Here is a 25,688-nt window from a genome sequence, read left to right on the forward strand (position 1 = left end):
CTGCTGATCACTGCGCAGCAATGCAGTTCCATTCACCACGAAGACCCAAAACAGCTGTAGCGCCCGCAACGGTGCAATGTGAGACTTCAGTGTTGGCAAGATGCAGCTTTGAAGCTGGGTTCGGATTTGCAAGATAGGCAAGACCAATTGCAGCTGTAAGAGCAAGCGCGGATGCGGCAACGGAGAACACCACTCCAATAGTCTGTTTTGGTTTTGATGGGGGGCGCATAGAGGTCGTCATGTGAGGTTTCTGTTCTTTCAAATCCAGGATTTTATGGAAGTGACACTGCCGTCAGTCTTTTCTGCAATGTAGAACAACTCTGCAAACCGCATGTGAGCAAGATCCCCTAGTTTGCGGCGGTTATTCAAGGGATTTACACTGTTTTTTGCGATTATGTGTGACGTGAAATCCTCTGTTCTCCCTTAAGTTGAAGTGCCCTTGCTGCATTACACCTCTCGCCCTCTTGGAAGTTTCGCAATTTTTCTCTAATCCGTTTTCTTAATGTTTTATGTGTTGGGAGGCACGGTCCCGTGGCGAAGTCCAGTAGCAATCCATTGATAACCGGCAGTGGTCTGTGGCAGCAGTCGCCTGAGCGTGTGTTGTTTGAAAACCTCTCCTTCGGGCTCAATGCAGGCGACCGGATTGGGCTCGTGGGCCACAACGGGTGCGGTAAGTCGACGTTTCTCAACATCCTTGCTGGTCGTAATGAACCAAGTGAGGGCAGCATCTCGGTTTCTCGCGCTGCTGTCGTTTCCTGCGTTGAGCAGCATCTTCCCAAGCAGTTGATGGAACTGACGCTGGCTGAGGCTGTTCGTGATGCGCTGCCGAAGGACAAGCGTGATTGGACGGACTGGAAGGTAGATGTGATGCTGCCAGAAATGGGGTTTGAACCTCACCAGTCCGCTGTGCTTTGTAAAGACCTCAGTGGTGGCCAGATGACACGGCTCATGCTGGCACGTGCTTTGATGACAGAGCCGAACCTGTTGTTGCTGGATGAGCCAAGCAACCATTTGGACCTGCCAACAATCATGTGGCTCGAAAGCTTCCTGAAATCATGGAAGGGCAGTTTTCTGATGATCTCTCATGACGCGACCCTGCTCGATTCTGTCACCAACCGCACTTGGATCCTTCAGGATCGCAAACTGCATGCCTTCGATCTGCCCTGCACGAAGGCCTTGGCAGAGCATGAAGTTTTGACGCGAGCACGTATCGCCCGGCGTGACTCCGAGGAAAAAGAGATCAAGCGCGTTGAGGCCAGTGCCAAACGCCTCGCGGATTGGGGACGGACGTACGACAACGAGGACCTGTCACGCAAAGCCAAGTCCATGGAAAAGATGGTCGACCGCATGAAGGACGACCAGACTGACGCCGTCGAGACTTATCCGTGGAACCTTTCCATTGCCGGAGAGCAAATTCAGGCCGACCGACTGGTTCAGTTGAAGGACCTGACCGTGACACCACCTGTGGCGGATGTGTTCCTATACAATGTCGATGACATTGCTGTGCGGCCCGGTGACCGGATTGCGGTTATGGGAGCGAACGGAACAGGTAAGTCCAGCCTGTTGCGCTGCTGTTGGGAAAAACGAACGAGCGAGGCGGGCGACGTCCGGGTCCATCCTCGATGTCGGATTGCTTTTTATGATCAGACGCTTCAACAACTTCCGGGGGAAGCAAATCTGGTTGAGGGTATGGTGTCTGTTGGAGAAGCTCTTGGTGTCGATCTGCGGGTTCCTGACTGCGAAAAGACCATTATTGCAGCCGGCTTCAAATACAATCAGCTGTCGCAGAAAGTCTCTCAACTGAGTGGCGGTGAGCGCGCGCGTCTGTTGCTTGTCTCTCTGTCTCAGGTGCAAGCCAACCTGATGATGCTTGATGAGCCGACCAACCATCTGGACCTATACGGTCGTAATGAGCTGTCAAACCAACTTCAGTCGTTTAACGGTTCATTCTTGTTGGTTTCGCATGACAGGCATCTGGTGGAAGCGACGTGCAACCGGTTCTGGGTCGTGCAAAATGGACGTCTGCAGGAAGTTAATGACGCGGATGCGGCTTATGCGTTGATCGCTGAAGTTCAGGTGAAAGCTGTCAAAGCGGATGCTGCTTCACAATCAGTTGTCGACACTACGGTTGGGGAAAGTGTTCCTGAACCGGATCACTCGGGTGAAGATGAATTGCTTGAACGGTTGATTGAGTTGGAAACGCTGATGGAAGCGGATCTGGCGCGGCGGCCTAACAGACAATCCCCTCACCTGCAGGTGCAATGGAAAGACGAGATTACTCAGATCCACGAGCGGCTTGAGTTGAACGGCTAAACCGGGTCGTTCTCCAGATCAGCAAGAGTTGCGCGGAGCTGTGCTTGGTGCGTCTCCTTCAGCACGTCGAAAGCTTCTGCTCCATACATGCCTCGGAGTGTGGTCTGCGAAATAGCGAAATGCTGGATTGAGCCGATATGCTGGTAAATCCAACAAAATAACTCAGCATCTGAGGCTTTTGACCAGCGTTTCGTCTTGTGGGCCAGTGCGCCCAGTGCATCCAGAAAGGGCTTCATCGGCCAGTTTTCGGAGGTTGTCTGGGCATCCAGCAGGGCTCTGGCGACCAACTGCGTGTCCTCCACATTGCAAAGTGCATCCTGTGAGAGGCGAAGAAAGAACGTGCGCAGCTTGGCTTCTGGCGTCGTCCCTTCGACGTTTTCGATTGAAGACAACAACCGATCAGAAAGCGCGCTGAGCACCTCCTCATAAAGCACGACCTTTGAGCCGAAGAAATGAAGCAGTGCCTGTTTGGTCACCCCAAGTTGGTCTGCAATGCCTGCGAGGCTTGCGGCGTGATACCCCTTGTGGGCAAAGACCGCGCTCGCCGCTGTGATGTAACGCGTTCTGGGGCTGTCTGCGTGCTGATCCAAATCCTGCTCCCTTTGCGTTCTGTATAGGATAAACTTGACAACTTACCAAGTGGTAAGTTTATACTTACCGGTCGGTAAGTGGAGGGTTTGCCATGATACGGGATGAAGAAATTGGTTTGATTGCTGAACTGCTTGGGTTGGATGCGAAGAACGAGAAGTTCTTGGATGAGAAAGTCACGCATTCCCCAGTGGAACGGTACAGTTGTCCTGATCGCTTTGCTCAAGAAATGACGGCTTTGTTTCGCGGCAAGCCTGTTGCTGCTGCGCAATCTACAGAACTGTCCAAGGCAAACGCTTTCCTAAGCCGATCGGTTTCCGGGCTTCCTGTGCTGTTGACCAGAAATACTGAGGGAGAAGCTCATGCGTTCCTCAATGTGTGTCGCCACCGTGGTGCTAAGCTGGTGAGTGAGGAAAGTGGCTGTAAACAAAGGTTTTCCTGCCCGTATCATGCATGGACATGGTCCAACCAGGGCGACTTGGTAGCGGTGCCACAGGAGCAACAAGGCTTTCCGGATCTGGATCGCTCTCAATATGGCTTGAGGGAACTTCCAGTTCTGGAAGCCCACGGCTTTATTTGGGTCATTGCTGATCCAGAGGTTCGGAATGCAGAGGAAATCCAGCAATGCCTTGCTCCACTTTATGACGACTTGTCATGGCTGGGACTTGCTGATCATCGGATCGCGGTGGAAGAAACCTTTGAAATTGCGGCTAATTGGAAGACGCTGCTTGAAGGCGGGATCGAGGCCTATCATTTCCGCGTGGCCCACCGCAAAACGATTGGCCCCTACTTTCCGGATAACCTCTCCAGTTATCAGATGCTGGGAGGGAACATGCGGTCCGTGTTGCCGCGCATCACTCTGTTTGAACTGAGAGATAAACCTCAGGACGAGTGGAGTATTCGTGAGCACGCCAATATCATCTATTCAGTTTTGCCTGGAACGCAGCTGCTTGTTCAGCAAGATCATGTTGTCTGGGTGCATTGTGAGCCGCTTGCCGTTAACCGCACACGGGTCCGACTAGCGACGCTGGTCCCGAACTCCATGCCACAAACTGACGAAATGCAGAAGCACTGGGTCCGCAATCAAGCGATCACCTCAACGACCTTGAAGGAAGACTTTGAGTTGGGCGAAGAGATTCAGCAAGGGTTTGCATCCGGTGCCAACACGCATCTGACTTTCGGTCGCTTTGAAGGGGCGCTTGATCGGTTTAACCAAGTCCTTGAAGATGCGTTGAAAGTAACAGAAGAGGCATGACCTGAGACGGGCAGGCAAAAGAAAAGCCCGCTGAATGCTCAGCGGGCTTCTCGCAAAAATCATAGGCGAAAGGCTTAGCCAACGAATGCGCGCTCAACCACGAATGTGGATGGGGCAGCGTTGGAACCTTCTTCAAGGCCATGCTTTTCAAGGATCGCCTTGGTGTCGTTGATCATTTCCATGGAGCCACAGATCATGCCGCGGTCAATGGCAGGATCAAGCTTTGGCACGCCAAGGTCTTCAAAAAGCTTGCCGTTTTCGATCAGATTGGTGATGCGTTCCTGACAAGGATATGGCTCGCGGGTCGCTGCTGTGTGCAGGCGTAGTTTGCCAGCTGCGAACTCACCAACCAGTGGATCGTTCTTCACTTCCTCAACCAGTTCCTTCGCGTAGGTGAGTTCATTCACTTCGCGGCAAGTCTGGGTCAGAATAACTTCTTCAAACTTCTCATAGGTTTCTGGATCACGGATCAAGGATGCGAACGGCGCAACGCCTGTGCCGGTAGAGAACATGTAAAGACGACGGCCTGGGATCAGAGCGTCATTTACGAGTGTACCGGTCGGCTTCTTACGCATAAGAACGGTATCGCCTGGCTGAATCTTCTGCAGATGTTCAGTCAGCGGACCGTCCTGAACTTTAATGGAGAAGAACTCCAGCTCTTCATCCCAGGATGGGCTTGCAATGGAGTATGCGCGGAAAACCGGCTTCTCAGCATTTGGCAGGCCGATCATGACAAACTCGCCAGAGCGGAAACGGAAAGAGCTTGGGCGCGTGATGCGGAATTTAAACAGGTGGTCAGTGTAGTGTTTAACGGACACTACTTTTTCAGCAAATACGTTTGCTGGAATAGGAAATTCGGTCTTGGCTTCCTGATCAAGCACAGGAGCTGGGGCCAACGCTGCGTCGGTCATTTGCAATCCTTAGATTGTTTTGATTAGGCCATAGCCCGATACTTGGCCAGTTGTTGCCTCCGCTTTATCCGAGCCAAGGTCCGAAAAGCAACCGTTTTATAAGTAAAATTTCAGAAATTTGCTCGTGAAAGTGACTAAGTCACCGTCGAAGCTCAAAGAACTGTCAGTTTCTGAAAGAAAGCGTGTAAGGTGAGTTGGTAAGTGAATGCAGCAATAGGTGGAACTACTCAAAGCAAGCCGCCAGTAATGATTGCTTCGGTTTGCTCATGAAACACCTCAACTCGCCTGCTTCAAGGTCAAAATAGCAAGATATGTTCACTCCACCTGTGTTGTAAGGGTGGAAATGACAACAGACAGAGGAAGCAGGGCGTGAAGGCGGAGCAGAACAAGGCAGCCTATGAGAAACGAATGCTGCGTGTTCTTGAATATATCTATGAAAATCTGGATGGTGATCTTAGCCTTGATGCATTGGCTGATGTTGCATGCATGTCGCGCTTTCACTGGCATCGTGTTTTCCAGAGCATGCGCGGTGAAACGCTGGCGAGCTCAATCCGCCGCATCCGGTTGAATAGAGCCGCGTTAGATCTTATCCAGACAAAACAAGCTGTTACCGAGATTGCGGAGAGATATGGCTACCCGAGCGCACAGAGTTTTTCTCGTGCGTTTAAGGGAGAGTATGGTGTTGCGCCCGGTCAGTTCCGGGAGGATAAAAGCGTTGCTCCTGCGGTTGCCTCGGAAAAAAGCGGTATCTTTTCAATGCATCCGGTGGAAATCAGAGATGTGCCTGAAAAGACATTGCAGGTCCTTTATCATCGCGGTCCCTACTCTGATATGGGTATAGTTTTCAGTAAGTTAGCTGCGATGCTGTCTTCTCGTGGTGTGATCCGTAAATGTGGGCCGTTTGTTGGCATTTATTATGACGATCCTTCAATCGTCCCACCAAATGAATTACGCTCTCGTGTAGGTGCTGTTGTTCCGCCGCAGTTTGAAAATACTGAGGGACTTGAAGCACATAGCATTCCAGCTGGACGTTGTGCCGTGCTGCGCCATCAGGGGCCGTATGCAGGTTTACAGGCGGCCTTCTGTTACCTTTATGGTGTGTGGCTGCCGAACTCAGGTGAAGAGGCCGCGGACCATCCGTGTTATGAGGTGTTTTGGAACAGTCCAACCAACACAGCTCCTGAAGATCTCATTGTCGAGATCTATTTACCGCTGCAATAACAATCTCTTAGAGAAGCACAAGCCTGCCTTTAATTCTGCAGGATGTTGTTCTCTTCCTGGGTTTCCTGCTTCTCATTGATGTTGCCATCCTTGTTGATTTCCTTGATGCAAGCCTCCTGATCAGCGGCGGACATGCTGGTGAAACCAAAATTCGGCGGATAGCCCAGTGGATCAGCGCCAGCGCCGCCGGTGCGGTATTTTTCTGCAATGTCGGGACAATCAGAGACCGGACTTACGATATCGGGATATTCAGACTTTAAGGGATTGGCGTTTTCGTTCGCGACAGGGTCATCCGCAAAGTTGTTGATCTGCGCGAGGCCGTAACCTGCTGAAAAAACGAAGAAACTCAGTGCAAGAAGGGTTGTTTTTGCTTTTGTCTGCATACCAGTTGCTCCCACCACTCGGAGAAAAGAAGGTCGCCACCATTAAACAGGAAACCCGCAAAGGTTGTGTGAGCGCTTATGTTTTAATTGCGTTTAATTGAGTAATACACCGCTCTTATGTAGCCAGCGGCTCGCTTTACAAGCGATTAACCTATGCGTAAGGTTTGGGTTCGCTCTGGAGGTTTTGACCTTTCACCGCGAATGGGGGGACGTCATGTTGAAGAAGATTGGCTGGGGTGTTCTGGCCGTTGTGCTGCTGCTGGCAGCGGGTGCTTTTTACTTCCGGCAAGATATTGCCGAGATCCGTGCCGTGATGGCTTATGCGGATGCATTCAAACCTGAGAACATCGATCAGAAATTCAGGTCGCTTTACAAAGAGTATTCCAGTACCTCGGTGAAAGCGCCAGATGAGACCTATGAGTTGCCGCGGGCGCATCAGGCATCACCGATGCCAGCGACCTTTATGTATAAGGGCGAGGCAGCCTCTACAGCAGATTACATTCTGGATTCTCACACCACCGGCCTTGCCATCATGCACAATGGTAAGTTGATCCATGAGTATTATGATCGCGGCAACACCGCTGAGACTCATGCCATTCAGATGTCTGTCTCCAAATCCATGGCCTCCATCCTTGTTGGGGTGGCGCTGGATGAAGGGCATATCGAGAGTGTGGAAGATCAGGTCGTCAAGTATGTGCCGGAGCTCAAGGGTACGGCTTATGACGGTGTTCGTCTGAAAGACGTGCTGGAAATGTCGTCGGGTGTCCGCTGGAACGAGAACTACGCTGATCTGAATTCAGACATCGTCCAGTCTGTCGTCGCAATCCTGCTGGGTTCTCAGGATGAGTTCACCAAGGATGTGCCGCGTGAGCTGGAGCCGGGCACTTACAATCGCTATTCCTCCATTGATACGCATGTTGTGGGCTGGGTGCTGCGTGGAGCGACTGGCAAACCTTACAAAGAGTGGTTCAACGAAAAGCTATGGTCCAAGATCGGTGCTGAATCCTCCGCTGAAATCATGGTGGATCAGGAAGGTGAACCGGTTGTCTTTGGCGGGGTGAACATTCGCCTGCGTGATATGCTGCGTGTGGGAATGGTGCTGGAGCGTGGTGGTTTGAACCACAAAGGCGAGCGCATCGTGTCGGAAGAGTGGATCAACACATCGGTCACGCCGGACGAGCCACGCTTGATGCCCGGTTACAACAATCCGCAGAGCCCCTCACCGCTTGGCTACAAATACCAGTGGTGGCTGCCGCTGGACTCTGATCAGGGTGACTTCACCGCGATCGGTATTCACGGCCAGTTCCTCTATATCAACCCGGCTCGGAATGTGGTGATCGCTAAGACCTCGACCTATCCCTCTTATCAACGCGATAAGGAGATGGTGAAGATGAAGTCGATCGCGCTGTTTCAGGCCATCGCCCGTCATTTGAGCGACGTGCCAAACTCTTAAAACGCGTTCTGATTGATAAGAATTCGCTCCATAGAAAAAGCCGGCTCTGGGAAAGAGCCGGCTTTTATAAAATCTTGGTTGCTCTGCGTTATGCAGGCTGGCCAGTTGCTGCAAGCAGAACTTCGCGGATGTTGACGTTCTGTGGCTGCTGGTAAACGAACATCACAGTGTCAGCTACGTTCTGTGGGTCCAGTACGCCGCCCATTTCTTTCTTCCACTGCTCGTAACCGTCGATGATTTCCTGAGAGGTGGTGTGAGACAGCAATTCAGTCTGCACAGCGCCCGGAGCAATGGTCATGACGCGCACGTTGTCTGCTGCCACTTCTTCACGCAGGTTTTCGCTGATGGCGTGAACGGCAAACTTGGTGCCGCAATAAGCTGCGTGTGCCGGGAATGTTTTGCGGCCTGCAATGGAGCTGACGTTGATGATGGAGCCGCCCTTGCGCGCTTTCATACCTGGCAGAACTGCGTGGATGCCATTGAGAACACCCTTCACATTCAGGTCGATCATGCGGTCCCATTCAGTTGGATCCTGAACGGACAGATCACCCAGCAGCATGCAGCCAGCGTTGTTGACGAGTGCGTCTGCAGGGCCGAATTTCTCTTCCGCTTCCTTTACTGCTGCAATCAGCTGCTCACGGCTGGTGACGTCAACGCCGCGGCACAGTGTGTTTGGAAGACCCAGAGCTTCCATCTGCTCAACCCGGCGTGCAAGCAGAAGAAGTGGATGGCCAGCTGCGCTGAAAGACTTCGCAATCGCTGCACCAATGCCGGAACTTGCGCCAGTGATAATGATAAGTGGCTTTGTCATTTTGTTTTCCTGCCTAGTTAGCTTTTTCTTGAGCAAGATGAACTTGCGTTGTGTTGAGGCGATTGTACAAAAATGATCACGCTGATAAATATGGGTAATCTGAAATAATTGTTAGGCTGAGATGAACAATATCTACTGGAATGGCCTTCGCTCGTTTCTGGCTGTGGCAGAACATGGCAGTTTTACCTTAGCCTCTGATGAAACGGGTCTTTCAAAAGCAAGCTTAAGCCAACAGGTGAGCCAGTTGGAGGAGCAGCTGGATGTGCAGCTGCTGTTTAGAACCACCCGCAAACTGCGACTGACTGAAATTGGTGAGCGTTACTATGAAATGTGCCGCACCGGCGTGAAGCAGATTGAAGATGCATCTGATTTGGCATCGCAGGCGACGGACAGTCTGACTGGCCCTATTCGTATGAACGCTGTAGGCGGTTTGATTGGCGAGGAGCTGATTGCACCGCTGGTGATTGAGTATCAGCACGCCAATCCGGGGATTGAGGTGAAACTGGATTTTTCCAGCATCCGGGAAGACTTGCTGGAGACCGACTACGATCTTGTGTTGCGGATGGGAGATTTAGAAGACAGCACCCTGATTGCCCGCAAGTTGCACACCATCACAACCCGCTATGTGGCGTCCCCGTCCTTTGTGGCGGCTCATTCCAAAATCCGCCATCCTTCTGATCTGAAAGGTCTTCCTTTCATTTCCGGCAGTGTGCAGGAATGGATTTTCACTCGTGGACAAGAGCGCATTGTGGTGCAGGCGGAAAAAGGATTCCAGATCTCCAATGGCCGCGTCATGTGCCAGGCAGCCGCTGCGGGCTTGGGTGTTGCGCGCCTTGCGGATGTTTACACCGATGCACTCGTCAAACGCGGCGAGTTGACGGAAATGCTGTCTGGATGGAAGCAAACAACACCGCTTTGGCTGGTGAGCCCGCCAACACGCCACCAGCTGCACCGGGTGCGGGAATTGATGAATTACCTCACAGCCAACTTCAAAACCCGCTATGAGGCGGTGCTGGGTTAGCGGCGGTAGGTGCCAACAAAGCCATCTGGCACAACAGCGCCTGCGGGGCTGGAGTTGGGAACATTCACGCCAACCGGAATGAAGACGCGCTGGATGATGATCTTGTCACCATCTGGCGGCGGTGGGCCGGGGAGCACGGCGCCTTGTGTGGTTTTGTAGCCTTTCAACTCGCAAATGAGATTTCTGCTCTCAAATCCGGCAGGAACAACCATCGGGCCGGGCGTGTGCTTTACAAAGATGGATGAGCGATACCCTTCCAGAAAACAGAAGGCACCATCAGGCGTGGTATTGACCGTAATCAGCGTTGCCCCCGGTGGAATCTCGATGGAGGGCGAATAAGCTTGTGGCAGGCGTTCTTCATCAGAAACGCACCCTGCCAATAGGGGAAGAGTGATTGCGAGAGTGCTTAAAGGGAGCTTGATTTGCAAGTCGTGGGCCTCTTCAGGACGATCTGCAAAAGGTAACGGGCACATGAAAAGGATGACACCCATAAGAATTGCTGAGGTTGTTTTGCTGATAGCCTCAAAAATGGTGAGGAGTGGTGGGGGCCACACCGAAAGACAAGGAGTTATCCAACTCTGGATCCACTGAGGATTTTGCAAGCAGACCCGCCGTAACTCTCGATAATACTCGCAAGGACCAGACTGTTTTATGCGGGATGAGCGACTGTGACTTTCCTGAGAATGCTTCAGCTTAAAGCAAGCAAAGTTTAGATGCCGAGTAAGGTTTGCATGGAAGTTTCTGGCTGTGCAGCATGATGCACGGCGTTCGAAATATCAGATAGAGTGTTCAAAATGCACACGAACTTTGTAAGGCAGTTTAGGAATGCTCGGTTTTTTTATGAACGAGAGGATTGTATTTCGGTGCATGCAAGTGTGCTGTTTCCTGTTCTATGTCTTTGTGGGTGAAGATAATCTGGATCTTTCATGGTGAAATCAGTAGTTTAGGTCGTGGATAGGCGGTGCTTTGCCGAAGTATATTTTTTTTGATTATTGAAGCGGGTTAAGGAATACATCTTGTTGGCATGTTGATAGTCAGACGGGTAATTTCTTCATTTTCTCAGTTTAATTTTATTCTCGAATTGAACTTGGTTCACGCATTAATGATGGAAGTTGCGCATAAAACACTAAGGAAAATTCGACAGGTTTTGTACTCTTGCATCCACGAAATTAGGAAGTATCTATGAGAGAGTGAACCGAAAGGTGCACAAGGATACTTTGAGCCCATATAGCCGTTTTGCGCAGATTAACGGAACGAGAATGACAAAATTAGGTGAAGCCACGCTGAAGCTGTTGGAAAGTAGCACAGTACGAAAAGGTCTTGCTGAACTCCGCGTGGGGATCGAAAAAGAAGCTCTGCGTGTTGGCAGAGATGGCTTTATGTCATTGCGTGATCACCCGGAATCTCTGGGTAAAACGCTAACGCACAAATTTATCACGACAGACTTTTCTGAGGCTCAGGTGGAGTTCATCACACCTGCTGTGCATTCTGTTGCAGAGAGCCTGGATTTTCTGAAAGAACTGCAGGCTTTTGCAGCGCGTAAGACGGATGATGGCGAGTATTTGTGGAATGCGTCCATGCCGCCGGAAATCGCCGGCGATGAGACGATCCGCATCGCGGAGTATGGAAACTCGAATGCGGCGCAGATCAAAACGCTCTACCGCAAGGGACTGGCGCATCGCTATGGTAAGCGTATGCAGACGATCTCCGGAATCCACTACAACTTCTCCATCTCCGATGGCCTTTGGCACGAGTTTCATGAGCAGTGTACCTCCGGCGGAAGCCTTCAGGACTTCCGCAGTGCAGGGTATCTCGGCCTGATCCGTAACCTGCAGCGTCATGGCTGGCTGGTGCTTTACCTGTTTGGAGCTTCTCCTGCCGTCGACAAAAGCTATCTGGCCTCCCCGCATCCAACCCTGTCCATGCTGGGTGATGACACTTATTTTGGCGAGTATGCAACGTCTCTGCGCATGAGCGATCTGGGTTACACCAGCGTCGTGCAGAGTGAGCTGGACATTCACTACAACTCTCTTTGCGATTACATTGAAGGCCTGCGCGGCGCTCTTGCAACGTCTGTGCGCCAGTACGAGCAAATTGGTGTGGCGGAAGAAGGCGATTACAAGCAGATCAACACGCACCAGCTGCAGCTTGAAAACGAGCTGTACGGCTCTGCGCGGCCTAAGCGAAACACCAAGGAAGGCGAGCGCCCGATTGCCGCGCTGTGTCGCCGTGGTGTTGAGTACATCGAATTGCGCTCTCTCGACATCAATCCGCTCAATCCGATCGGGATTTGTGAGCAGCAGGCGCACTTCCTCAATGCCTTCCTGACCCACATGACCCTTGCTCCATCTCCATGTATCTCCTCTGGAGAGCAGCAGGCGCTCAACGATCAGCAGCGCATGGTTGCCTGGCAGGGTCGTCTGCCAAACCTGATGCTACCAGCCTATGGCGATGGTGGTATGGAACTGCGTGAAGCTGGCCATCAGGTGCTTGATGATATGCGTCTGACAGCTCAGATTATGGATGAAGTGTACGGCGGTACAGGCCACACAGACGCTGTGAACGCGCAAGCGGCCAAGCTGGACAATCCGGAGCTCACACCATCCGCTCAAATTTTGAAAGGCGTGAAGCAGAAGGGCTCTTACACCGGCTTCATCGCTGATCTTTCCAAGAACCAGTCTGATCACCTGAAAGCGATGCCGCTGTCTGGTGAGCGTCTGAAGTTCCAGGACGCGATGGTTTCTCAGTCCCGCGCCGCTTATGAGCAGGTTGAAACGCAGGCGAGTAACCACAGCTTCGATCATTTCCTGGATTCGCAAAACAAAACGGAAGTTTTGCCGCCAGAATGTCTGGACGGCCAGTAAAGCCTGACCCTGAACACGGAAGGCAAGGCTTGCTTCAAATCCTGCCCTACACATCTGACGACCACGACGTGCTCGCTGCGCTCTATGAGAGCGTGGCGAGCCGTACGTTTGCCTATGACTACACCAGCCTCGTAGATGCCAGCCAGTTTCAAAGCCTTGTTGAGGGGGAGGATGTCTGGGTCTTGAAGCAGGCGGGGGACCGTATCGGCTTCATCGGCTACTTCACACCAGAACACTTCCTGCATTCGCTGTACATAGACTACGCCCACCACAAACGCGGGTTCGGGCGACAGGCACTTCAGTTTTTGCTGGAAAATTATGGCTGCAGGCACGAGTTGAAAGTGCACCGCATCAATCAGCCTGCGTTGAAGTTTTACAGCGCGCTTGGATACGAAGATATCACTGCACAGGCTGATGCTCATCAAACCTGGCAGCGTTTGCGCTCTCCAGAGACAATTCTGGATCACTCACCGGCTATTGCGGTGGGAGAACAAGTCTCTCACCGACAATAAGTTCAATATATCAAGCCATTAGAGCACGTCGCGTTCATTAACATTCACGCATCGCGCTCTAATATCTTTGGTGGAGCGAATTCTTGTCGTTTGATTGAAACCAATCAAACGGAACGCGCTCTAAGATGGCATGCAAAGAGCAGGTAAACGATCAACATGTGCTTTGATCGTTTGCTCGGCCAGTTCACCGTCCCCAGTGCGCACAGCATTGATCAGCTGAGTGTGATCATCCTGAACGCCTTCTGAAATAAACCCGGCACGGCGCATTGCAGCGCGGTAGCGGGTGCACTGGTCATGAAGCATATGCAGGAACCGGCTTGCCCAACTGGAGCCTGCTCCCTCAACCAACGTCATATGAAACACGCGGTTGGCTTCTTCCCATTCATTCCAGAAATCACGCCGTGAAGCTTGCCATGTCCGCTCAATTTCCTGCAGTGCATGGTAGGCATCCAGCACGCTTTCGCGCCACTGAGCGTCGCCCTTTTCAACGGCGGTTCTCACCGTTGCGCTTTCAAGAAGGCGGCGCTGATCAATAATATCCTGAAACTCTTTTTGCGAAAGTTCTGGAATATAAAATCCCTTATGAGATTGCGTGGCAACCAGTCCTTGAGACACCAGACGGGAAAGTGCTTCGCGTACAGGTGTAGGCCCAACATCAAATGTGCTGCACATCTCGCGAATGCGCAATTTACTGCCCGGCTCAAGCTGGCCAGACAAAATTGCCGCCCGCAGGTGCGCGTAGGCCCTGTCAATGAGAGAGGCGGATGACGGGACGTTTTGTGCAGTGACCGATGTTACGGCTCTTTCTAAGGTATCCTCTATTTTCAAAGTTATCTGCCTTACAATTATTATCTATGCAATTTGGCGTTTCTTTTCGTCGGTATGGAAACTAGGTCATTTGTTTTGTTATCCGGCCAAGTTAAATTGCAAATATGAATTGGCCTTCTTATTACATCAATTGTAAAACAATATCTGAACTATAAAAGCAATGAAATTGCGTCGGAATGACATAACTTTCCAATAAAACGAGAGTGTTTTATGGAAAATAACGTCGAATTATCGATTATTTTTAAAAAAATGTGTAACTACGGTCTTATTCATTGAGCATATGAATCAGACTTACTTAGAGTTCGATGAGCAGAAATAGAGTTTATTCGCTATTTTAATAAAATAATCTCAACTATACTCTGCCGGCTCACTTCTTCGCGTATAAACGGCAGAAACTATTAGCAACGCTCTAAGTGGAAATCACTTATAGAACGCAAAATATCTCCCCCCAATACGCGATGAATTGCTCAGCTTATCTCTGGTGTTTCAGAAAACTTATCCCCCCTACTCCACGCAGTGTTATTGCTCAGTGAGGAGGCGTGAGAATCAGGAGCTGGATGATTGAGTCGGAGCGAGCTGACGCATGAATATGTTTCTGGAGAAATGGATCGGTTGTTTTGTCGATTTTATGCACGCCTCGTTTTCGAGTTTTTGAAACAGCATAACTATTTGAAAATAATAGATATTATGCCTCTCAAGGAGGCGATGATCATAAGTGTTAATGAGGATTAACCAAAAAGGGATTGAACTGAACTACAGGTTGGTTACCCTTTCGACGCAAACACGGGCCATATGGGCGCACTTTCCGTTTGTAGATGACTAGAACCGTTTGAGGGCTAAGCGAAGTGGAATACGGCAACAACACTCTTTTGCGTGAGGAAACTCCGTCTGAGAAGATCTCCCGTTATTCGCAGCTCCTTTCTGGCCAGCTGCACCGGTTAAGACAAGAACTTTATCCGCCTGAAGCGCATAAATTGCTGCGCTCGTTCTCTTCTGTCGATGTTGCCCGTCTTATCGGTGTTTCTGAAAGCACCATTCGCCAGCTGGATCTGGACGGAGAAGGCCCGACGCCAACCCGCCTTGCCAATGGCCGCCGCAGTTACACGCTGCAGCAGATCAACGCCATCCGTGAAGTGCTTGCCGCCCGTAAAAAGGGCGATGAAGCCGTTAATATCCTGCCGCGCCGTCGCGACGGTGAAAAGCTGCAGGTGATTGCGTGCGCCAACTTTAAAGGTGGCTCCGCAAAGACCACCACCAGCACCCATCTTGCCCATTATCTGGCTTTGCGCGGCTATCGTGTGCTCGCGATTGATCTTGATCCGCAAGCCTCGCTTTCTGCGATGTTTGGTGTGCAGCCTGAGTTTGATGTTGAGCCAAACTGCACCTTGTTTGGTGCTCTGCGTTATGATGAAGGCCGCCGGACACTGGGTGATGTGATCCGCCCGACCTATTTTGACAATCTGGATCTGGTTCCGGCCAACCTTGAGCTGGCCGAGTTCGAACACATCGTTCCAACAGCGATCGCTTCTGGTGCGTCTACCGGCGAAAACATCTTCTTCCGCCGCATCCGCAACGTTCTGAACGAAGTTGATGATCGCTACGATGTTGTTGTGATCGATTGTCCGCCACAGCTTGGCTTCCTCACTCTGGGCGCGCTGTTCGCATCCACCGGATTGCTTATCACGCTGCACCCGCAGATGCTGGACCTTGCAAGCTGTAACCAGTTTCTCGGCATGAGTTCTGACCTGATGGCCGTGATTGAGAACAATGGCGGCGAAATGAATCTGGATTGGATGCGGTTCCTCGTGACCCGTCACAATCCAAATGACAGCCCGCAAACCCGTGTGGTTGGCTTGTTGCGTGCCCTCTTTGGTGAGGATGTGCTGACATCGCCAGCTTTGGAATCCACCGCGGTTGCCAATGCGGGCCTTGAAAAGAAATCGCTTTACGAACTGGAACCGGGCGCCATTGGCCGTGAAACGCTTAAGCGTGCGCTTGAATCCATGGATTCGGTAAACCGTGAAATTGAAGATCTTCTCCGCAGCTCTTGGGGTCGAACACTATGAACAAAGCTAAGGATCGGAAAAACGCATTAGACACGCTGTTTTCAGGCGGCGGTATGGCAGGTATGGTTGCGGATGCAACAGCGCCGCGCCCCCGCTTGTCGTCCGGTGCTATTGGCGCAGCCGAGATCAACCTGATCAAGGACGAACGTGACAAACTGCGTGAAGAGTTGAAAACGCTGAACACGCAAATGGCGACCTCTGACAATGTGGTGGAACTGAACCCGGAACAGGTTCAACCCTCCTTTGTTGCGGACCGTATGGAAGTTGCGTTTGATCCGGCATTTGAGGCGCTCAAAGAGTCTATTGCCGAGACCGGACAGCAAGTGCCAATTCTGGTGCGTCCTGCGCCGGATGAAGACGGCATCTACCAGATTGCCTATGGCCACCGTCGTTGGAAAGCCTGCCGCGCTTTGGGCAAGCCCGTCCGCGGTGTCATAAAACCGCTCTCTGATGAAGAATTGCTGGTTGCTCAAGGCCAGGAAAACCATGAACGGAAAGACCTGAGTTTCATTGAAACCTGCCTGTTCGTTTTCCGCCTTGCGCAAGATTACCCGCAGACGCTTATTGTCAAAGCCATTGGCAAAGACAAGTCTCTCGTTTCCAAACTCCGCAAGCTGGCGGCAACCATGCCTGAGGAGTTTTTGCGTGTGATTGGGCCTGCCCCAAAAATCGGGCGGCCACGTTGGGAAGAGATGGCAAGTTTCTTCCACGAGGGCCAGCTGGCGCCGAACCACGAAAAAGCGATTGCCTCGCTGTTTGCGCTGGATTCATTCACAGAGCTGCACAGCGATGAGCGGTTTAGCGAAGTGTTGCAGCTGCTGCAAGAAACGCCAAGCGAGATGGAGGCAGGTTCTGCGTCCTCTTCTGGTGAGATTGCTGTTGCAGCTCATACCCGTGCCGCGAAATCTTCTGAATGGCTTGGAAACAAGCATGTGCTCGTCAAGCACACTGGCAAAGCGACCGTCTTCTCCGTTGATAGCAAAACGCAGAGTGACTTTGGCTCCTTCCTGCTGAAAGAGCTGCCCGGCCTGATTGCCAAATTTGAAGACACGAAGGGGGAGGATGCCTGATGGTGTAACCCCTGAATGACGAAAGGCCCTGCTGACGGCAATCAGCAAGGCCCCAAAATCGTCGCCCAAGAGAGTGAAGAGCACTCGTCGAGGACCATCTTTAGCACGATCATCCTACGACGAACGCGCGGTGCGAATCAAGTCAGCAATGCTTTCTTGAAACCCTTTGTGGCGCATTTTTGCTTTTTCGGGCGCTCAATCCCCAATCTTACTTGGATAACACCTTGGGTATTCCCTCGGTGAATGGGTTAGCTATGCAAAGCACCGGTGTTGCGTCCTTTCGCAAAATGACACCCGGCATGTTGGAAAGCCAGCGACTGGCAATGGCGAATGATATCGTCAAAACAACAAAAGCCGAGGTGGCGATCACGTTAAAAAAGGCGGCCCCTGCTCTGGGGATTGATGGTACCGCCTACCATATTCTCGATATTCTGATCGGCCTGACACGGGCAGATGACTGGAAACAGGACCGCCGTCCGCTGGTCGCGATCTCCAATGACAAGTTGGCTGAATACGTGTGCCGCTCCACGCGCACAGTGATCCGTGCACTTAAGCGACTGGTTGAGGTGGGCATATTAGCATACCGCGACAGTTCAACAGGCCGTCGTTTTATCTACCGCAATGGTGCAAGTGGTGAGATTGACCGTGGATATGGTTTTGACTTTTCGCCAGCACGCCAGCGGATTGATGAGATCAAACGGATTGGGGAAGAGTTTCAGGCACGGGTGCGGGCAGAGCAGGAAGCAAAGCGGACTGTTAATCGGTTGTCTCGCGCAATCGTTGATGCTTGCCGGACCGGCCAAAGCGAAGGCGTGGATTGTACCGTGTTCCTGGAAGAACTCTCTGCCATTATGGAAACGCCAATGCTGCTTCTTGAGCGGGCAGACAAGGTCTCAAAACTCTATGAACTGGTTGTGGAAGAGCTCGCAGAAGAGAAAACCGAAGACGAGCAAGCTGCCTCAGATTTCAATGAATATGCCAAAATGTCATGCGACCATGACATTGATGTCACCCCTTATAATATTACAACCCATCAAGCTCATATAAATAGTAAAACACGGCAGCCATCTAACGATGGCTACTCAAATAACAATTCCGCTTCTAACGAAGCTTCGAAGATTGCTCTTGAAAAAGACCAATCAAGCAAATTCTCTGCCAAATCCAACGCTCCAGCTCAATTGCAATCTCGGCAATCTGGTCAGTTAGATAACGGTTTAAGTGAGCATTTATCTGCTATTTCCATTGGTTTGATTGATAGTGCAACAACGGAAACCCAGGAAATGCTGGGCATGCAGTTTTCAAGCTGGTTCGAACTTGCGCAGTCTGGCGAGCAGCTTCGTTTGGCGATTGGCCTTTCCGAAGATGGCTGGAAACAAGCGGTTGTGACACTGGGCGAAAAAATGGCTGCGGCGGTTCTGGTGGTGACGGTTGAAAAAACCCTGCGCGATCCTGAAGGCATTTCTCGACCGGCGGGTTACTTCCGCGCCTGTGTTGACCGCGCCAAGGACGGAAAACTCGCCCTGCACAAGTCGCTTTATGGGCTGGCTCTGGGATAAGGATCTGCAATGCCGGTTTCTTGCGGATGGGGTAGATGGATCCGCAAGTGAGGTGTTGGTGTGCGGGTGATGAACTCGTCTTCGATAAGGTCAAGCATATTGCGTTGTTCCCGAAAACTCATCAACGCCTTTGCATCCGCAAAGGAAAACCATTGATAGGTATCGTGCTCTTCATTGATCGTAATTGAGGTATCGTGAGGAACATCTGCAACAAACACTGGCAGAATTACGAAGCTGTTCTTTTCTGGGATGTAGAAACGAATATCAGCATCTGCGGACCAAAGGTTGTCGAGCACTATGCCAGTCTCTTCTCTCACTTCGCGTAGCATTGCTTGCCAGGCTGTCTCTCCTGCTTCGATACCCCCAACAATCTGACTCCAGGTATGAACTGGTGGTTTGAGGCGGTGAAGCAGGAGAACCTGTGGCTCTTGAGTGTTCTTGTCGATGAGAAATACGGTTGCGGCGTCGCAAAAAACAGGGACTTGGGACATAATGGTCTCATTGAAAATGGTAAAGGATTCAGATTAAGCCAAGAGAAGCAGATTTATCTCTTATCCTGGTGGTCAATTACCCGCCTCCTCCTTAACATCGCTAGGTTGAACCGAGATCTTTGGTCATCACATCAGATGGCTTACATCGTTTAATTTTGCCACTCTAGAAGAACCATGCTTCTCTCGTTTCAAATGCGTGAGACTGCAGGGTCTGATGTCGTACATAATGTTCTGTAGGTGAATATCTCTTGAAAGGCCAAGCCACCAGTTGATGATACAGATGATGGAGTTTGCGTGGCTAATGATTATGAGCCTCTCCATGTTGGCACTCGCTAAGAATTCCATGTAGGTCGCAATTCGAGAATACAACATCCGCCAGCTTTCACCCTGATCGTAAGGAATCCAATCAAGAACTGGTTCGGTTGGTGAGCTCCAGATTTTCTGGGCTTCTGCTTTTGAGAGGTCTTTTGCCACGCCGTTGTTCAACTCACGCAACTGCCCGGCTTTAGTGAGCGCATTTCCGGTTTTCTGAGTTATCCATTCCGCAGTTTGCACTGCGCGTGTCAGATCGCTGGTAAAAATTTGAAAGGCAGGAGTTGGAACAGATTTTGCCAAGTAATCGGCAGTTTGCTTCGCTTGAGTGATGCCGTGAGCTGTAAGTATCGAATTTGTCCAACCTCCCACAACACCTTTCAGCATGTGCTCACTTTCACCGTGTCTCAGAAGAATGAGTTCGTTCAGCATTGAATACCACCAGAGTTCCGGCACTTCCATGAAGAGAGAATGTGGAGTGTCAGGAGCTCAAAACTTCGCTAGCGTCCTCATTCTGCTGTGTCGGTAACTCGATCCGAAGATGTGGGCTTGCTTTGCGTGTTACGAACTCGGCATGGAGATATTCAAGAACGCGGCGCTGGCCGGGGAAACTGAAGAGCTCCATGGCATCATCAAATGAAAACCATTGATAGGCATCGTGTTCTTCGTTGATGGTGATTGGCGTTTCGCTGGAGACAAAACTCACGAACACTGGCAGTTTTTGGATGATGTTCTTTTCCGGAACATAAAATTCTTCACACAGATCAGCAGACCAGAGTTCGGTGAGGACCAAACCGGTTTCCTCTTTCACCTCTCGTAATGCTGCTTCCCAGCCGGTCTCATTTGGTTCAACCTTGCCTGCGACCTGACACCAGGCGCCGAGCAAAGTATCAGCGCGGCGCATAAGCAAGACCTGCGGCTCCTCTGCATTCAGGTCGAGAAGGAAAATGGAAACGCCGTTGCTGAGAACGGGAATATTGTTGGGGGTCATAAGTTGCTCATAAAATAACTGGTGCAATAGACCATGAGCATACTCAGAGATAAACGAAAAACCAAGAGAGACGAAGGGCAGGAGATCACTCCCCTGCCCTCACGCTTAAGTTTTGGAATGGGCTGTTGATGCAGGGACCTGATCGTCTTTAGAGAACTGACCGCGAGTCCGGTTGGCATAAGAAACCAGCACCAACATCACCGGCACTTCAACCAGTACACCAACGATGGTTGCCAGGGCAGCTCCGGAGGTGACGCCGAACAAGCTGATTGCCACAGCGACGGCCAATTCAAAGAAGTTCGACGCACCAATCATTGCGCCGGGCGCTGCAACATTGTGCGGCTGGCGCCACTTCCGCATCCAGAAGTACGTGACGAAGAAAATCAGGACAGTTTGGATCAGAAGCGGAATCGCGATGAGAACGATGTCTGCTGGTGATGAAATAATGTTGTCAGCCTGAAGACCAAACAGCAAGAACACGGTGCCCACCAGACCTGCAATCGAGAATGGTTTCATCCCTGCACTGAATGAAGAAAGGTGCTCTTTGTCTTTGAGGCCGAGCCGGGTCAACCACCCTGCCCCCAATGGCAACGCAACAAATAGTGCGGTTGAAACCAGCAGTACATCCCATGGGACAATGATGTTTGAGACATCCAGCAAAAACGCCGCGATTGGCGCGAAAGCGAAGATCATAATCAAGTCATTGGTTGCAACCTGTGCCACCGTATAACTTGCATTGCCCTTTGTTAGATAAGACCAGACAAACACCATTGCAGTACATGGAGCAACGCCAAGCAAGATCATGCCTGCGATGTATTGATCCGCCAGATCTGCTGGAATGAACGGCGCAAAGATATGGCGCATGAACAGCACGGCCAGAGCTGCCATGGTGAAGGGTTTCACCAGCCAGTTCATAGCTAGTGTTACGATGAGTCCCTTAGGTTTCACAAAGCAATTGCGAACCTCGGTGAACTCGACCTGCACCATCATTGGATAGATCATAAGCCAGATCAGAACCGCGATGACCAGATTGATCCCGCCGACCTGCAAGTCACCGATTATCTGAAAAAGGCCAGGTTGAAGGAGGCCGGCCCCTACCCCCAGAGCCATTGCAAGACCTACCCAGACTGAGAGGTAGCGTTCAAAAGTACCCATGATTTCTCCTGCCTATCGTCGATAGACGATGAATTTCGACAAATTTTAGAGCTTGAAGCTGCTCTCAAAGAGGAAGTTGAAGTTCTTCAACTCAGACCGATTGACTGAATAACAAATGCGCGGGCGCTGAACTTCCGCCAGTATGAACCCTGCATCCTTTAAGATCCGAAGATGCTCGGACACAGTGGATTGCGCCAGACCGATAGAGTTCACGAGATCTCCACCGACGCAGCCGGGTTGAGCCGCCATAATCTTCAGCAAGCGAACACGCGCAGGATGCGCCAGGGCTTTGGCCTGGACTGCGAGCTTTTCTTCTTCTACCTCATTCAAAGAGGCAGGTGCGAATTCCGTAACGCAGGTGTTTTCTGTCATCGTTGATTCCGTATATCGTCGATACACGATATACTCCTCTCCTCACCCACTGGCAAGGCCTTTCTGTGTTGACAGCTGTCAACTTTTTTGAAGCCGAGTTGACAGCTGAAACTCCCCTCCCCTGCTCACTTCTATCGTGCTGCGGAGTGATACTCTGGGTTGGGCTGCATGCCTGTTGCAGAGGCCATGCGGTTGGACATGGAGAAAAAGGCCGCGACTTCGCAAATGTCCCAGATGTCTTCTTCCGAAAACCCAATATCCCGAAGGCCTTGCCGGTCACCCTCAACAATCTCAGAGGACGTCTTCGCAATCTTTGTAGAAAAGTCGAGCATCACACGCTGCTTGTCAGTCAGATCAGCATAGCGATAGTTCATCACCATAGCTTCACCCAGTTCCGGCTTGTTGGAATACTCCCGAACAGCAGCGCCATGGGCGACCTGACAATACCAGCAGGAATTGATCGACGAAACGGTGACAGCAATCATCTCTCGTTCCAGTTTGGAAATGCCAGAGTCTCCAAGCATGAGCTCATTATACATCTGAGAAAACGCCCTGAGCTTTTCTGGTCGATGTGCGAAGGCAATCAGCACGTTCGGGATCAACCCGAGTTTGCTCTGACATTTCCCAAAAAGCTCCTGAATATCATCAGGTAATGGATCCGGCAGGCTAAGCTTCAAGGCAGTCGGATGCGTAAGGCTTGCGCTCTCTATTTTCTGAAAATCGGTTGTAGTCATTATATGGTCTCTCCTCCATTGCAGCAGCTTAACTGTGATTGAAGGAACTGTCCTCACTACAAAAGGAGAGCAAAGAAAAGCCCGCCTTTGGGAAGAGGCGGGCTTAGTTGGAGGCTTGCTTGGGATTTAAGCGTGGGCGGAGAGCTTACGCTCTTTTCGTTTATTGGTGACGTGCACATATCTGTAGAGCTCTAAGAGTAGAAGCGGTGTGAAATGCACCAGTGCTGGCCCAAATTTGTAGTCGACCAGGACCCAATGGGCGAACACGAGGACTGCTGCTGCGTAAGCAAGTTTCTGAAGGTTCTTCCATCTGGATCCGAGCTGGGCGATGAACCAATCATTGCTGGTGACTGTGAGCGGAATGAAAATGAGAGAAGCCAGCCATCCAGTCCAGATCCCGATTTTGACGAGATCTTGCAGGATAGGGCCAAGAGATCCCTTATCCAGCAGGTAGATAGCGACATGCAGAGCTGAATAGCAAGCTGCAGCTACGCCAATATACCGCCGCCGTGCCATCAGCCAACGCACCCATCGTTGACCGTTTGTCAGGAACATCAGCGGCGTGATCATGAGGCTTATGATGAGAAAACGAGCGGCAAACTCTCCAGTTGGAAGGAGAAGGTGCTCCAACTTGTCGCTTTCACGGAGAAGCTCTCCGATGATAGCAAGCCCCGGGAGTGCAAGGATAGACCAGAAGGTAAATGGTGAGTTCCAAATTGCTCGAAGGTAAGACATGGTCGCCCGGATGAGTTTGCACTGAGTTGTAAGGTGCACACTGCTGATTTCGCGGTGTTGGGGTACGTGGGAAGTCAGCAGTGTGCGGCCGATTGCGACTGCGGAGTTCGCGTTCAACCTTGTCTAAACACTGGATCAGCTCTGTCTTTTCCGCAAGAAATCAGATGTAACAAAATGTCGTGGAACTTGGTTGGGTTAGAGATCTAGCTGCTTCGTGGTGTCGGTTAAGTTATGGCCCAACATATTGGAGGCATTAGATAATTTAAGAAGCTCCGACAATGGCCCGCAAACTGTCCTTTCTGCATGTGTTTAGCGAAAGGCTTCCTCTATTACACTTTAACAAGAGTTGCGTTGTTTTTGATGCAAACGTGGTTGCAAACAGCAGTAACAGCTGAGGGCCTCTGAAAAGAAACCCGCCGCAAATCTGCGATAGACTGTTGAGTGAGTTGTGTGCTGCGAATGTTGGCTTGGATAGAATGAGAGGAAAACTGGGCCTCAAAGCATCGGATTGATACTCGGTTTTATCGGCTTTGCGCGAGATGTGCAGGTTTTTGACCTACCAAACGGACGGGTCATCAGAGCTGAATACGTGTGAGTTGCCAACTGACAACATTGCTCTGGAAGGGATATCGGCACTCAGGTTGCCCGAATTGAGTGCCGATGTTGGAGGATGTTACAGGTTCAAACGCAGAACCTGAGAACGTTTCTGGAACTCTTCCTCATCGATTTCACCAGTCGCAAAACGTCTGCTCAGTATGTCCAGAGCTTCTGAGGTTTGGGACTTTAGCTCTTCAGGTTCAACCTTGCGAGCAGTGTTGGAACCTCCGAAATAGCCGTAGGACCGAGCGATTAAAAAGCCGATGACGAGCAAGAGAATAAGCGTGATTGGGAATGGGAAAAAGTGAAATCCGTGCATTCCTGCTTGATGAAACATAGTGATCTCCTTGGGATATTTATTAGACATCACTAGAATGGGGAGTACCGGCACAGCTTTCAAATTACATTTGTAATCAACTGTCTCAACCGCTTCACCTGCGGATAACGGTTACACTTTTATAAAAGTGGACAGCTGTCAACTTTTCGAATTGGCAAGAGATTTCGAATTTACGTCGAAACTATCCGTGGAATGAAACAGGATGGAAGGCGTGGTTCAGGTAGCATACTGACAGGAAAAAGAGGTGCCAGAATGATCAAAAAACTCCCAGAAAGTTCGGAGAACATCCTCGGTTTCGAGGTGGATGGAAAGGTCGATCTTAACGAAGAAATGGAGCTGATTTCGCAGGTTGAGAACGTCCTCGACAAACATGCAAATGTCAGTGTGCTGGTGATTTTGAATGATCAAGCGAAGTGGGGCATCGAGGCTGGCTACGAAGATTTGAAGTGGGCGATGACACATATCAAGAGTTTTCATCGCATCGCAATCGTCTCTGACCGGAAGATTTGGGAGTGGCTCGTCGCGATTGATAGTCCGTTTGCAGCCATGCTTGGAATAGGTGAAAAGCACTTCGATATGGCAAATCTCGACAAGGCCTGGGAATGGGTCAGAGAGTAAATTAGGCCCATCGGGCGGTGAGGATAGAGCGTTGATAGAGACCTATCGCGGTGTAGTTTACCCCTATCAGTTGGACCATATGGGACACATGAATGTTCAGTGGTACACCGAGAAATTCGATGAGGCCAACTGGCATCTGTTCTCACAAGCCGGGCTAAGCGCGACCTATTTTCGAGAGTACAACAGGGGTATGGCTGCCGTTCAGCAAACCACGAAATACCATGCCGAAGCGCTGGCGGGAGACCTGCTTCTGTGTCGATCAGGGGTGACGGACATTCATGAAAAGACGCTCTATATCCTCCATGAAATGCATAATACTGAAACGCAGAAATTGATCGCGACCACTGAACTGATATGCGCGCATCTGGATAGAGAAGCCCGCCATGCGTGCCCGTTTCCGCCAGACGTGCGGGCGGCGGCAAAAGCACTTCTCATAGAGGGTAACTAAGTCCTCCATCGCGTTTCAGGAAGGCTATTCTGGTCCTATATCGCGT

Annotated in this window: 27 protein-coding genes; 12 read left to right on the forward strand and 15 right to left on the reverse strand. The window is 50.9% G+C overall.

The window, feature by feature from the left end; genetic code table 11:
* Nucleotides 1-7: 7 nt before the first annotated feature.
* Nucleotides 8-241 carry a hypothetical protein gene (locus PsAD13_RS10360; protein WP_063318091.1) on the reverse strand — a complete coding sequence of 78 codons (234 nt, stop codon included), beginning with the start codon at nucleotides 239-241 and terminating at the stop codon, nucleotides 8-10.
* Nucleotides 242-531: 290 nt separating this feature from the next.
* Here PsAD13_RS10360 and PsAD13_RS10365 point away from each other — a divergent pair, with 290 nt between their 5' ends.
* Complete coding sequence (locus tag PsAD13_RS10365; RefSeq protein WP_063318092.1) at nucleotides 532-2,313, forward strand: ABC-F family ATP-binding cassette domain-containing protein; 1,782 nt, start codon at nucleotides 532-534, stop codon at nucleotides 2,311-2,313.
* Here PsAD13_RS10365 and PsAD13_RS10370 read toward each other — a convergent pair.
* On the reverse strand, nucleotides 2,310-2,903 hold the full coding sequence (locus PsAD13_RS10370; RefSeq protein ID WP_063318093.1) for a TetR/AcrR family transcriptional regulator: 594 nt from the start codon (nucleotides 2,901-2,903) through the stop codon (nucleotides 2,310-2,312). The two genes, PsAD13_RS10365 and PsAD13_RS10370, sit on opposite strands and share 4 nt — an antisense overlap.
* 92 nt (nucleotides 2,904-2,995) lie before the next feature.
* On the opposite strand from PsAD13_RS10370, the gene PsAD13_RS10375 reads away from it, so the two are divergent.
* Complete coding sequence (locus PsAD13_RS10375; protein WP_063318094.1) at nucleotides 2,996-4,156, forward strand: SRPBCC family protein; 1,161 nt, start codon at nucleotides 2,996-2,998, stop codon at nucleotides 4,154-4,156.
* 74 nt (nucleotides 4,157-4,230) lie between these two features.
* Here PsAD13_RS10375 and PsAD13_RS10380 read toward each other — a convergent pair whose 3' ends face one another.
* Nucleotides 4,231-5,067, reverse strand: a complete 837-nt coding sequence (locus PsAD13_RS10380; protein ID WP_084404694.1) for a ferredoxin--NADP reductase — start codon at nucleotides 5,065-5,067, stop codon at nucleotides 4,231-4,233.
* 369 nt (nucleotides 5,068-5,436) lie between these two features.
* On the opposite strand from PsAD13_RS10380, the gene PsAD13_RS10385 reads away from it, so the two are divergent.
* Complete coding sequence (locus tag PsAD13_RS10385; RefSeq protein ID WP_063318095.1) at nucleotides 5,437-6,288, forward strand: AraC family transcriptional regulator; 852 nt, start codon at nucleotides 5,437-5,439, stop codon at nucleotides 6,286-6,288.
* Between the two features lie 29 nt (nucleotides 6,289-6,317).
* Here the strand turns inward: PsAD13_RS10385 and PsAD13_RS10390 are convergent, their stop codons facing one another.
* Nucleotides 6,318-6,671: a hypothetical protein gene (locus PsAD13_RS10390; RefSeq protein WP_063318096.1), complete on the reverse strand. Its 354-nt coding sequence runs from the start codon at nucleotides 6,669-6,671 to the stop codon at nucleotides 6,318-6,320.
* A 214-nt stretch (nucleotides 6,672-6,885) separates the two neighbouring features.
* Here PsAD13_RS10390 and PsAD13_RS10395 point away from each other — a divergent pair, with 214 nt between their 5' ends.
* Nucleotides 6,886-8,124 (forward strand): serine hydrolase, encoded by a 1,239-nt coding sequence (locus PsAD13_RS10395; protein ID WP_063287822.1) that lies wholly within the window; start codon nucleotides 6,886-6,888, stop codon nucleotides 8,122-8,124.
* An 88-nt stretch (nucleotides 8,125-8,212) separates the two neighbouring features.
* Here PsAD13_RS10395 and PsAD13_RS10400 read toward each other — a convergent pair whose 3' ends face one another.
* The gene (locus tag PsAD13_RS10400; RefSeq protein ID WP_063318097.1) at nucleotides 8,213-8,935 is read right to left on the reverse strand and encodes an SDR family oxidoreductase; all 723 of its coding nucleotides are present in this window, start codon (nucleotides 8,933-8,935) and stop codon (nucleotides 8,213-8,215) included.
* Nucleotides 8,936-9,056: 121 nt separating this feature from the next.
* Here PsAD13_RS10400 and PsAD13_RS10405 point away from each other — a divergent pair, with 121 nt between their 5' ends.
* The gene (locus PsAD13_RS10405) at nucleotides 9,057-9,956 is read left to right on the forward strand and encodes a LysR family transcriptional regulator (protein WP_063318098.1); all 900 of its coding nucleotides are present in this window, start codon (nucleotides 9,057-9,059) and stop codon (nucleotides 9,954-9,956) included.
* Here PsAD13_RS10405 and PsAD13_RS10410 read toward each other — a convergent pair.
* Nucleotides 9,953-10,429: a hypothetical protein gene (locus tag PsAD13_RS10410; protein ID WP_153040871.1), complete on the reverse strand. Its 477-nt coding sequence runs from the start codon at nucleotides 10,427-10,429 to the stop codon at nucleotides 9,953-9,955. The two genes, PsAD13_RS10405 and PsAD13_RS10410, sit on opposite strands and share 4 nt — an antisense overlap.
* A 786-nt stretch (nucleotides 10,430-11,215) precedes the next feature.
* On the opposite strand from PsAD13_RS10410, the gene gshA reads away from it, so the two are divergent.
* Nucleotides 11,216-12,820 (forward strand): glutamate--cysteine ligase, encoded by a 1,605-nt coding sequence (gene gshA / locus PsAD13_RS10415; protein WP_063318099.1) that lies wholly within the window; start codon nucleotides 11,216-11,218, stop codon nucleotides 12,818-12,820.
* Nucleotides 12,802-13,332, forward strand: coding sequence for a GNAT family N-acetyltransferase (locus PsAD13_RS10420; protein WP_084404695.1), 531 nt, complete (start codon nucleotides 12,802-12,804; stop codon nucleotides 13,330-13,332). The genes gshA and PsAD13_RS10420 overlap by 19 nt, the downstream gene beginning before the upstream one ends.
* A gap of 120 nt (nucleotides 13,333-13,452) precedes the next feature.
* Here the strand turns inward: PsAD13_RS10420 and PsAD13_RS10425 are convergent, their stop codons facing one another.
* A complete protein-coding gene (locus PsAD13_RS10425) occupies nucleotides 13,453-14,160 on the reverse strand; it encodes a GntR family transcriptional regulator (RefSeq protein ID WP_208989126.1) in 708 nt (235 codons plus the stop codon).
* An 845-nt stretch (nucleotides 14,161-15,005) separates the two neighbouring features.
* On the opposite strand from PsAD13_RS10425, the gene repA reads away from it, so the two are divergent.
* From repA to repC, 3 genes are all read left to right on the forward strand, one after another.
* Nucleotides 15,006-16,226: a plasmid partitioning protein RepA gene (gene repA / locus PsAD13_RS10430; protein WP_063287827.1), complete on the forward strand. Its 1,221-nt coding sequence runs from the start codon at nucleotides 15,006-15,008 to the stop codon at nucleotides 16,224-16,226.
* Nucleotides 16,223-17,296 carry a plasmid partitioning protein RepB gene (repB, locus tag PsAD13_RS10435; RefSeq protein ID WP_057462164.1) on the forward strand — a complete coding sequence of 358 codons (1,074 nt, stop codon included), beginning with the start codon at nucleotides 16,223-16,225 and terminating at the stop codon, nucleotides 17,294-17,296. Before repA ends, repB begins: the two co-directional genes overlap by 4 nt.
* Nucleotides 17,297-17,550: 254 nt before the next feature.
* Nucleotides 17,551-18,852, forward strand: coding sequence for a plasmid replication protein RepC (gene repC, locus PsAD13_RS10440; RefSeq protein WP_063318101.1), 1,302 nt, complete (start codon nucleotides 17,551-17,553; stop codon nucleotides 18,850-18,852).
* On the opposite strand, the gene PsAD13_RS10445 is transcribed toward repC, so the two are convergent.
* The 8 genes from PsAD13_RS10445 to PsAD13_RS10480 form a co-directional block, all read right to left on the reverse strand.
* Complete coding sequence (locus PsAD13_RS10445; protein ID WP_063318102.1) at nucleotides 18,831-19,343, reverse strand: NUDIX domain-containing protein; 513 nt, start codon at nucleotides 19,341-19,343, stop codon at nucleotides 18,831-18,833. The genes repC and PsAD13_RS10445 overlap by 22 nt on opposite strands.
* Before the next feature lie 126 nt (nucleotides 19,344-19,469).
* Nucleotides 19,470-20,087, reverse strand: a complete 618-nt coding sequence (locus tag PsAD13_RS10450) for a histidine phosphatase family protein (RefSeq protein ID WP_063318103.1) — start codon at nucleotides 20,085-20,087, stop codon at nucleotides 19,470-19,472.
* A gap of 49 nt (nucleotides 20,088-20,136) precedes the next feature.
* Complete coding sequence (locus PsAD13_RS10455) at nucleotides 20,137-20,646, reverse strand: NUDIX domain-containing protein (protein ID WP_063304618.1); 510 nt, start codon at nucleotides 20,644-20,646, stop codon at nucleotides 20,137-20,139.
* A gap of 105 nt (nucleotides 20,647-20,751) precedes the next feature.
* Complete coding sequence (arsB, locus tag PsAD13_RS10460) at nucleotides 20,752-21,801, reverse strand: ACR3 family arsenite efflux transporter (RefSeq protein ID WP_063318104.1); 1,050 nt, start codon at nucleotides 21,799-21,801, stop codon at nucleotides 20,752-20,754.
* A gap of 45 nt (nucleotides 21,802-21,846) precedes the next feature.
* Nucleotides 21,847-22,173: a metalloregulator ArsR/SmtB family transcription factor gene (locus PsAD13_RS10465; RefSeq protein WP_063306740.1), complete on the reverse strand. Its 327-nt coding sequence runs from the start codon at nucleotides 22,171-22,173 to the stop codon at nucleotides 21,847-21,849.
* Between the two features lie 131 nt (nucleotides 22,174-22,304).
* Nucleotides 22,305-22,907 carry a peroxidase-related enzyme gene (locus PsAD13_RS10470; RefSeq protein ID WP_063293011.1) on the reverse strand — a complete coding sequence of 201 codons (603 nt, stop codon included), beginning with the start codon at nucleotides 22,905-22,907 and terminating at the stop codon, nucleotides 22,305-22,307.
* Between the two features lie 126 nt (nucleotides 22,908-23,033).
* Nucleotides 23,034-23,642 (reverse strand): ferric reductase-like transmembrane domain-containing protein, encoded by a 609-nt coding sequence (locus tag PsAD13_RS10475; protein ID WP_063306741.1) that lies wholly within the window; start codon nucleotides 23,640-23,642, stop codon nucleotides 23,034-23,036.
* Nucleotides 23,643-24,315: 673 nt separating this feature from the next.
* A complete protein-coding gene (locus tag PsAD13_RS10480; RefSeq protein WP_063306742.1) occupies nucleotides 24,316-24,576 on the reverse strand; it encodes an SHOCT domain-containing protein in 261 nt (86 codons plus the stop codon).
* A 252-nt stretch (nucleotides 24,577-24,828) separates the two neighbouring features.
* Between PsAD13_RS10480 and PsAD13_RS10485 the strand changes: the two genes are divergently transcribed.
* Nucleotides 24,829-25,194 (forward strand): STAS/SEC14 domain-containing protein, encoded by a 366-nt coding sequence (locus PsAD13_RS10485; RefSeq protein ID WP_057462154.1) that lies wholly within the window; start codon nucleotides 24,829-24,831, stop codon nucleotides 25,192-25,194.
* Between the two features lie 31 nt (nucleotides 25,195-25,225).
* On the forward strand, nucleotides 25,226-25,642 hold the full coding sequence (locus PsAD13_RS10490; protein ID WP_063318106.1) for a thioesterase family protein: 417 nt from the start codon (nucleotides 25,226-25,228) through the stop codon (nucleotides 25,640-25,642).
* The last annotated feature ends 46 nt before the right edge of the window (nucleotides 25,643-25,688 follow it).

The sequence above is a fragment of the Pseudovibrio sp. Ad13 genome (genome assembly GCF_001623225.1).
In the GTDB taxonomy this organism is placed as follows: Bacteria; Pseudomonadota; Alphaproteobacteria; order Rhizobiales; family Stappiaceae; genus Pseudovibrio.

What these genes read in the sequence shown, in the direction of transcription:
- PsAD13_RS10360 (WP_063318091.1), bottom strand. Translation starts at nt 241, where the DNA reads ATGACGACCTCTATGCGCCCCCCATCAAAACCAAAACAGACTATTGGA.
- PsAD13_RS10375 (WP_063318094.1), top strand. Translation starts at nt 2,996, where the DNA reads ATGATACGGGATGAAGAAATTGGTTTGATTGCTGAACTGCTTGGGTTG.
- PsAD13_RS10380 (WP_084404694.1), bottom strand. Translation starts at nt 5,067, where the DNA reads ATGACCGACGCAGCGTTGGCCCCAGCTCCTGTGCTTGATCAGGAAGCC.
- PsAD13_RS10390 (WP_063318096.1), bottom strand. Translation starts at nt 6,671, where the DNA reads ATGCAGACAAAAGCAAAAACAACCCTTCTTGCACTGAGTTTCTTCGTT.
- PsAD13_RS10395 (WP_063287822.1), top strand. Translation starts at nt 6,886, where the DNA reads ATGTTGAAGAAGATTGGCTGGGGTGTTCTGGCCGTTGTGCTGCTGCTG.
- PsAD13_RS10400 (WP_063318097.1), bottom strand. Translation starts at nt 8,935, where the DNA reads ATGACAAAGCCACTTATCATTATCACTGGCGCAAGTTCCGGCATTGGT.
- PsAD13_RS10405 (WP_063318098.1), top strand. Translation starts at nt 9,057, where the DNA reads ATGAACAATATCTACTGGAATGGCCTTCGCTCGTTTCTGGCTGTGGCA.
- PsAD13_RS10410 (WP_153040871.1), bottom strand. Translation starts at nt 10,429, where the DNA reads ATGTGCCCGTTACCTTTTGCAGATCGTCCTGAAGAGGCCCACGACTTG.
- gshA (WP_063318099.1), top strand. Translation starts at nt 11,216, where the DNA reads ATGACAAAATTAGGTGAAGCCACGCTGAAGCTGTTGGAAAGTAGCACA.
- PsAD13_RS10420 (WP_084404695.1), top strand. Translation starts at nt 12,802, where the DNA reads ATGTCTGGACGGCCAGTAAAGCCTGACCCTGAACACGGAAGGCAAGGC.
- repB (WP_057462164.1), top strand. Translation starts at nt 16,223, where the DNA reads ATGAACAAAGCTAAGGATCGGAAAAACGCATTAGACACGCTGTTTTCA.
- repC (WP_063318101.1), top strand. Translation starts at nt 17,551, where the DNA reads ATGCAAAGCACCGGTGTTGCGTCCTTTCGCAAAATGACACCCGGCATG.
- PsAD13_RS10445 (WP_063318102.1), bottom strand. Translation starts at nt 19,343, where the DNA reads ATGTCCCAAGTCCCTGTTTTTTGCGACGCCGCAACCGTATTTCTCATC.
- PsAD13_RS10450 (WP_063318103.1), bottom strand. Translation starts at nt 20,087, where the DNA reads ATGCTGAACGAACTCATTCTTCTGAGACACGGTGAAAGTGAGCACATG.
- PsAD13_RS10455 (WP_063304618.1), bottom strand. Translation starts at nt 20,646, where the DNA reads ATGACCCCCAACAATATTCCCGTTCTCAGCAACGGCGTTTCCATTTTC.
- arsB (WP_063318104.1), bottom strand. Translation starts at nt 21,801, where the DNA reads ATGGGTACTTTTGAACGCTACCTCTCAGTCTGGGTAGGTCTTGCAATG.
- PsAD13_RS10465 (WP_063306740.1), bottom strand. Translation starts at nt 22,173, where the DNA reads ATGACAGAAAACACCTGCGTTACGGAATTCGCACCTGCCTCTTTGAAT.
- PsAD13_RS10470 (WP_063293011.1), bottom strand. Translation starts at nt 22,907, where the DNA reads ATGACTACAACCGATTTTCAGAAAATAGAGAGCGCAAGCCTTACGCAT.
- PsAD13_RS10475 (WP_063306741.1), bottom strand. Translation starts at nt 23,642, where the DNA reads ATGTCTTACCTTCGAGCAATTTGGAACTCACCATTTACCTTCTGGTCT.
- PsAD13_RS10480 (WP_063306742.1), bottom strand. Translation starts at nt 24,576, where the DNA reads ATGTTTCATCAAGCAGGAATGCACGGATTTCACTTTTTCCCATTCCCA.
- PsAD13_RS10485 (WP_057462154.1), top strand. Translation starts at nt 24,829, where the DNA reads ATGATCAAAAAACTCCCAGAAAGTTCGGAGAACATCCTCGGTTTCGAG.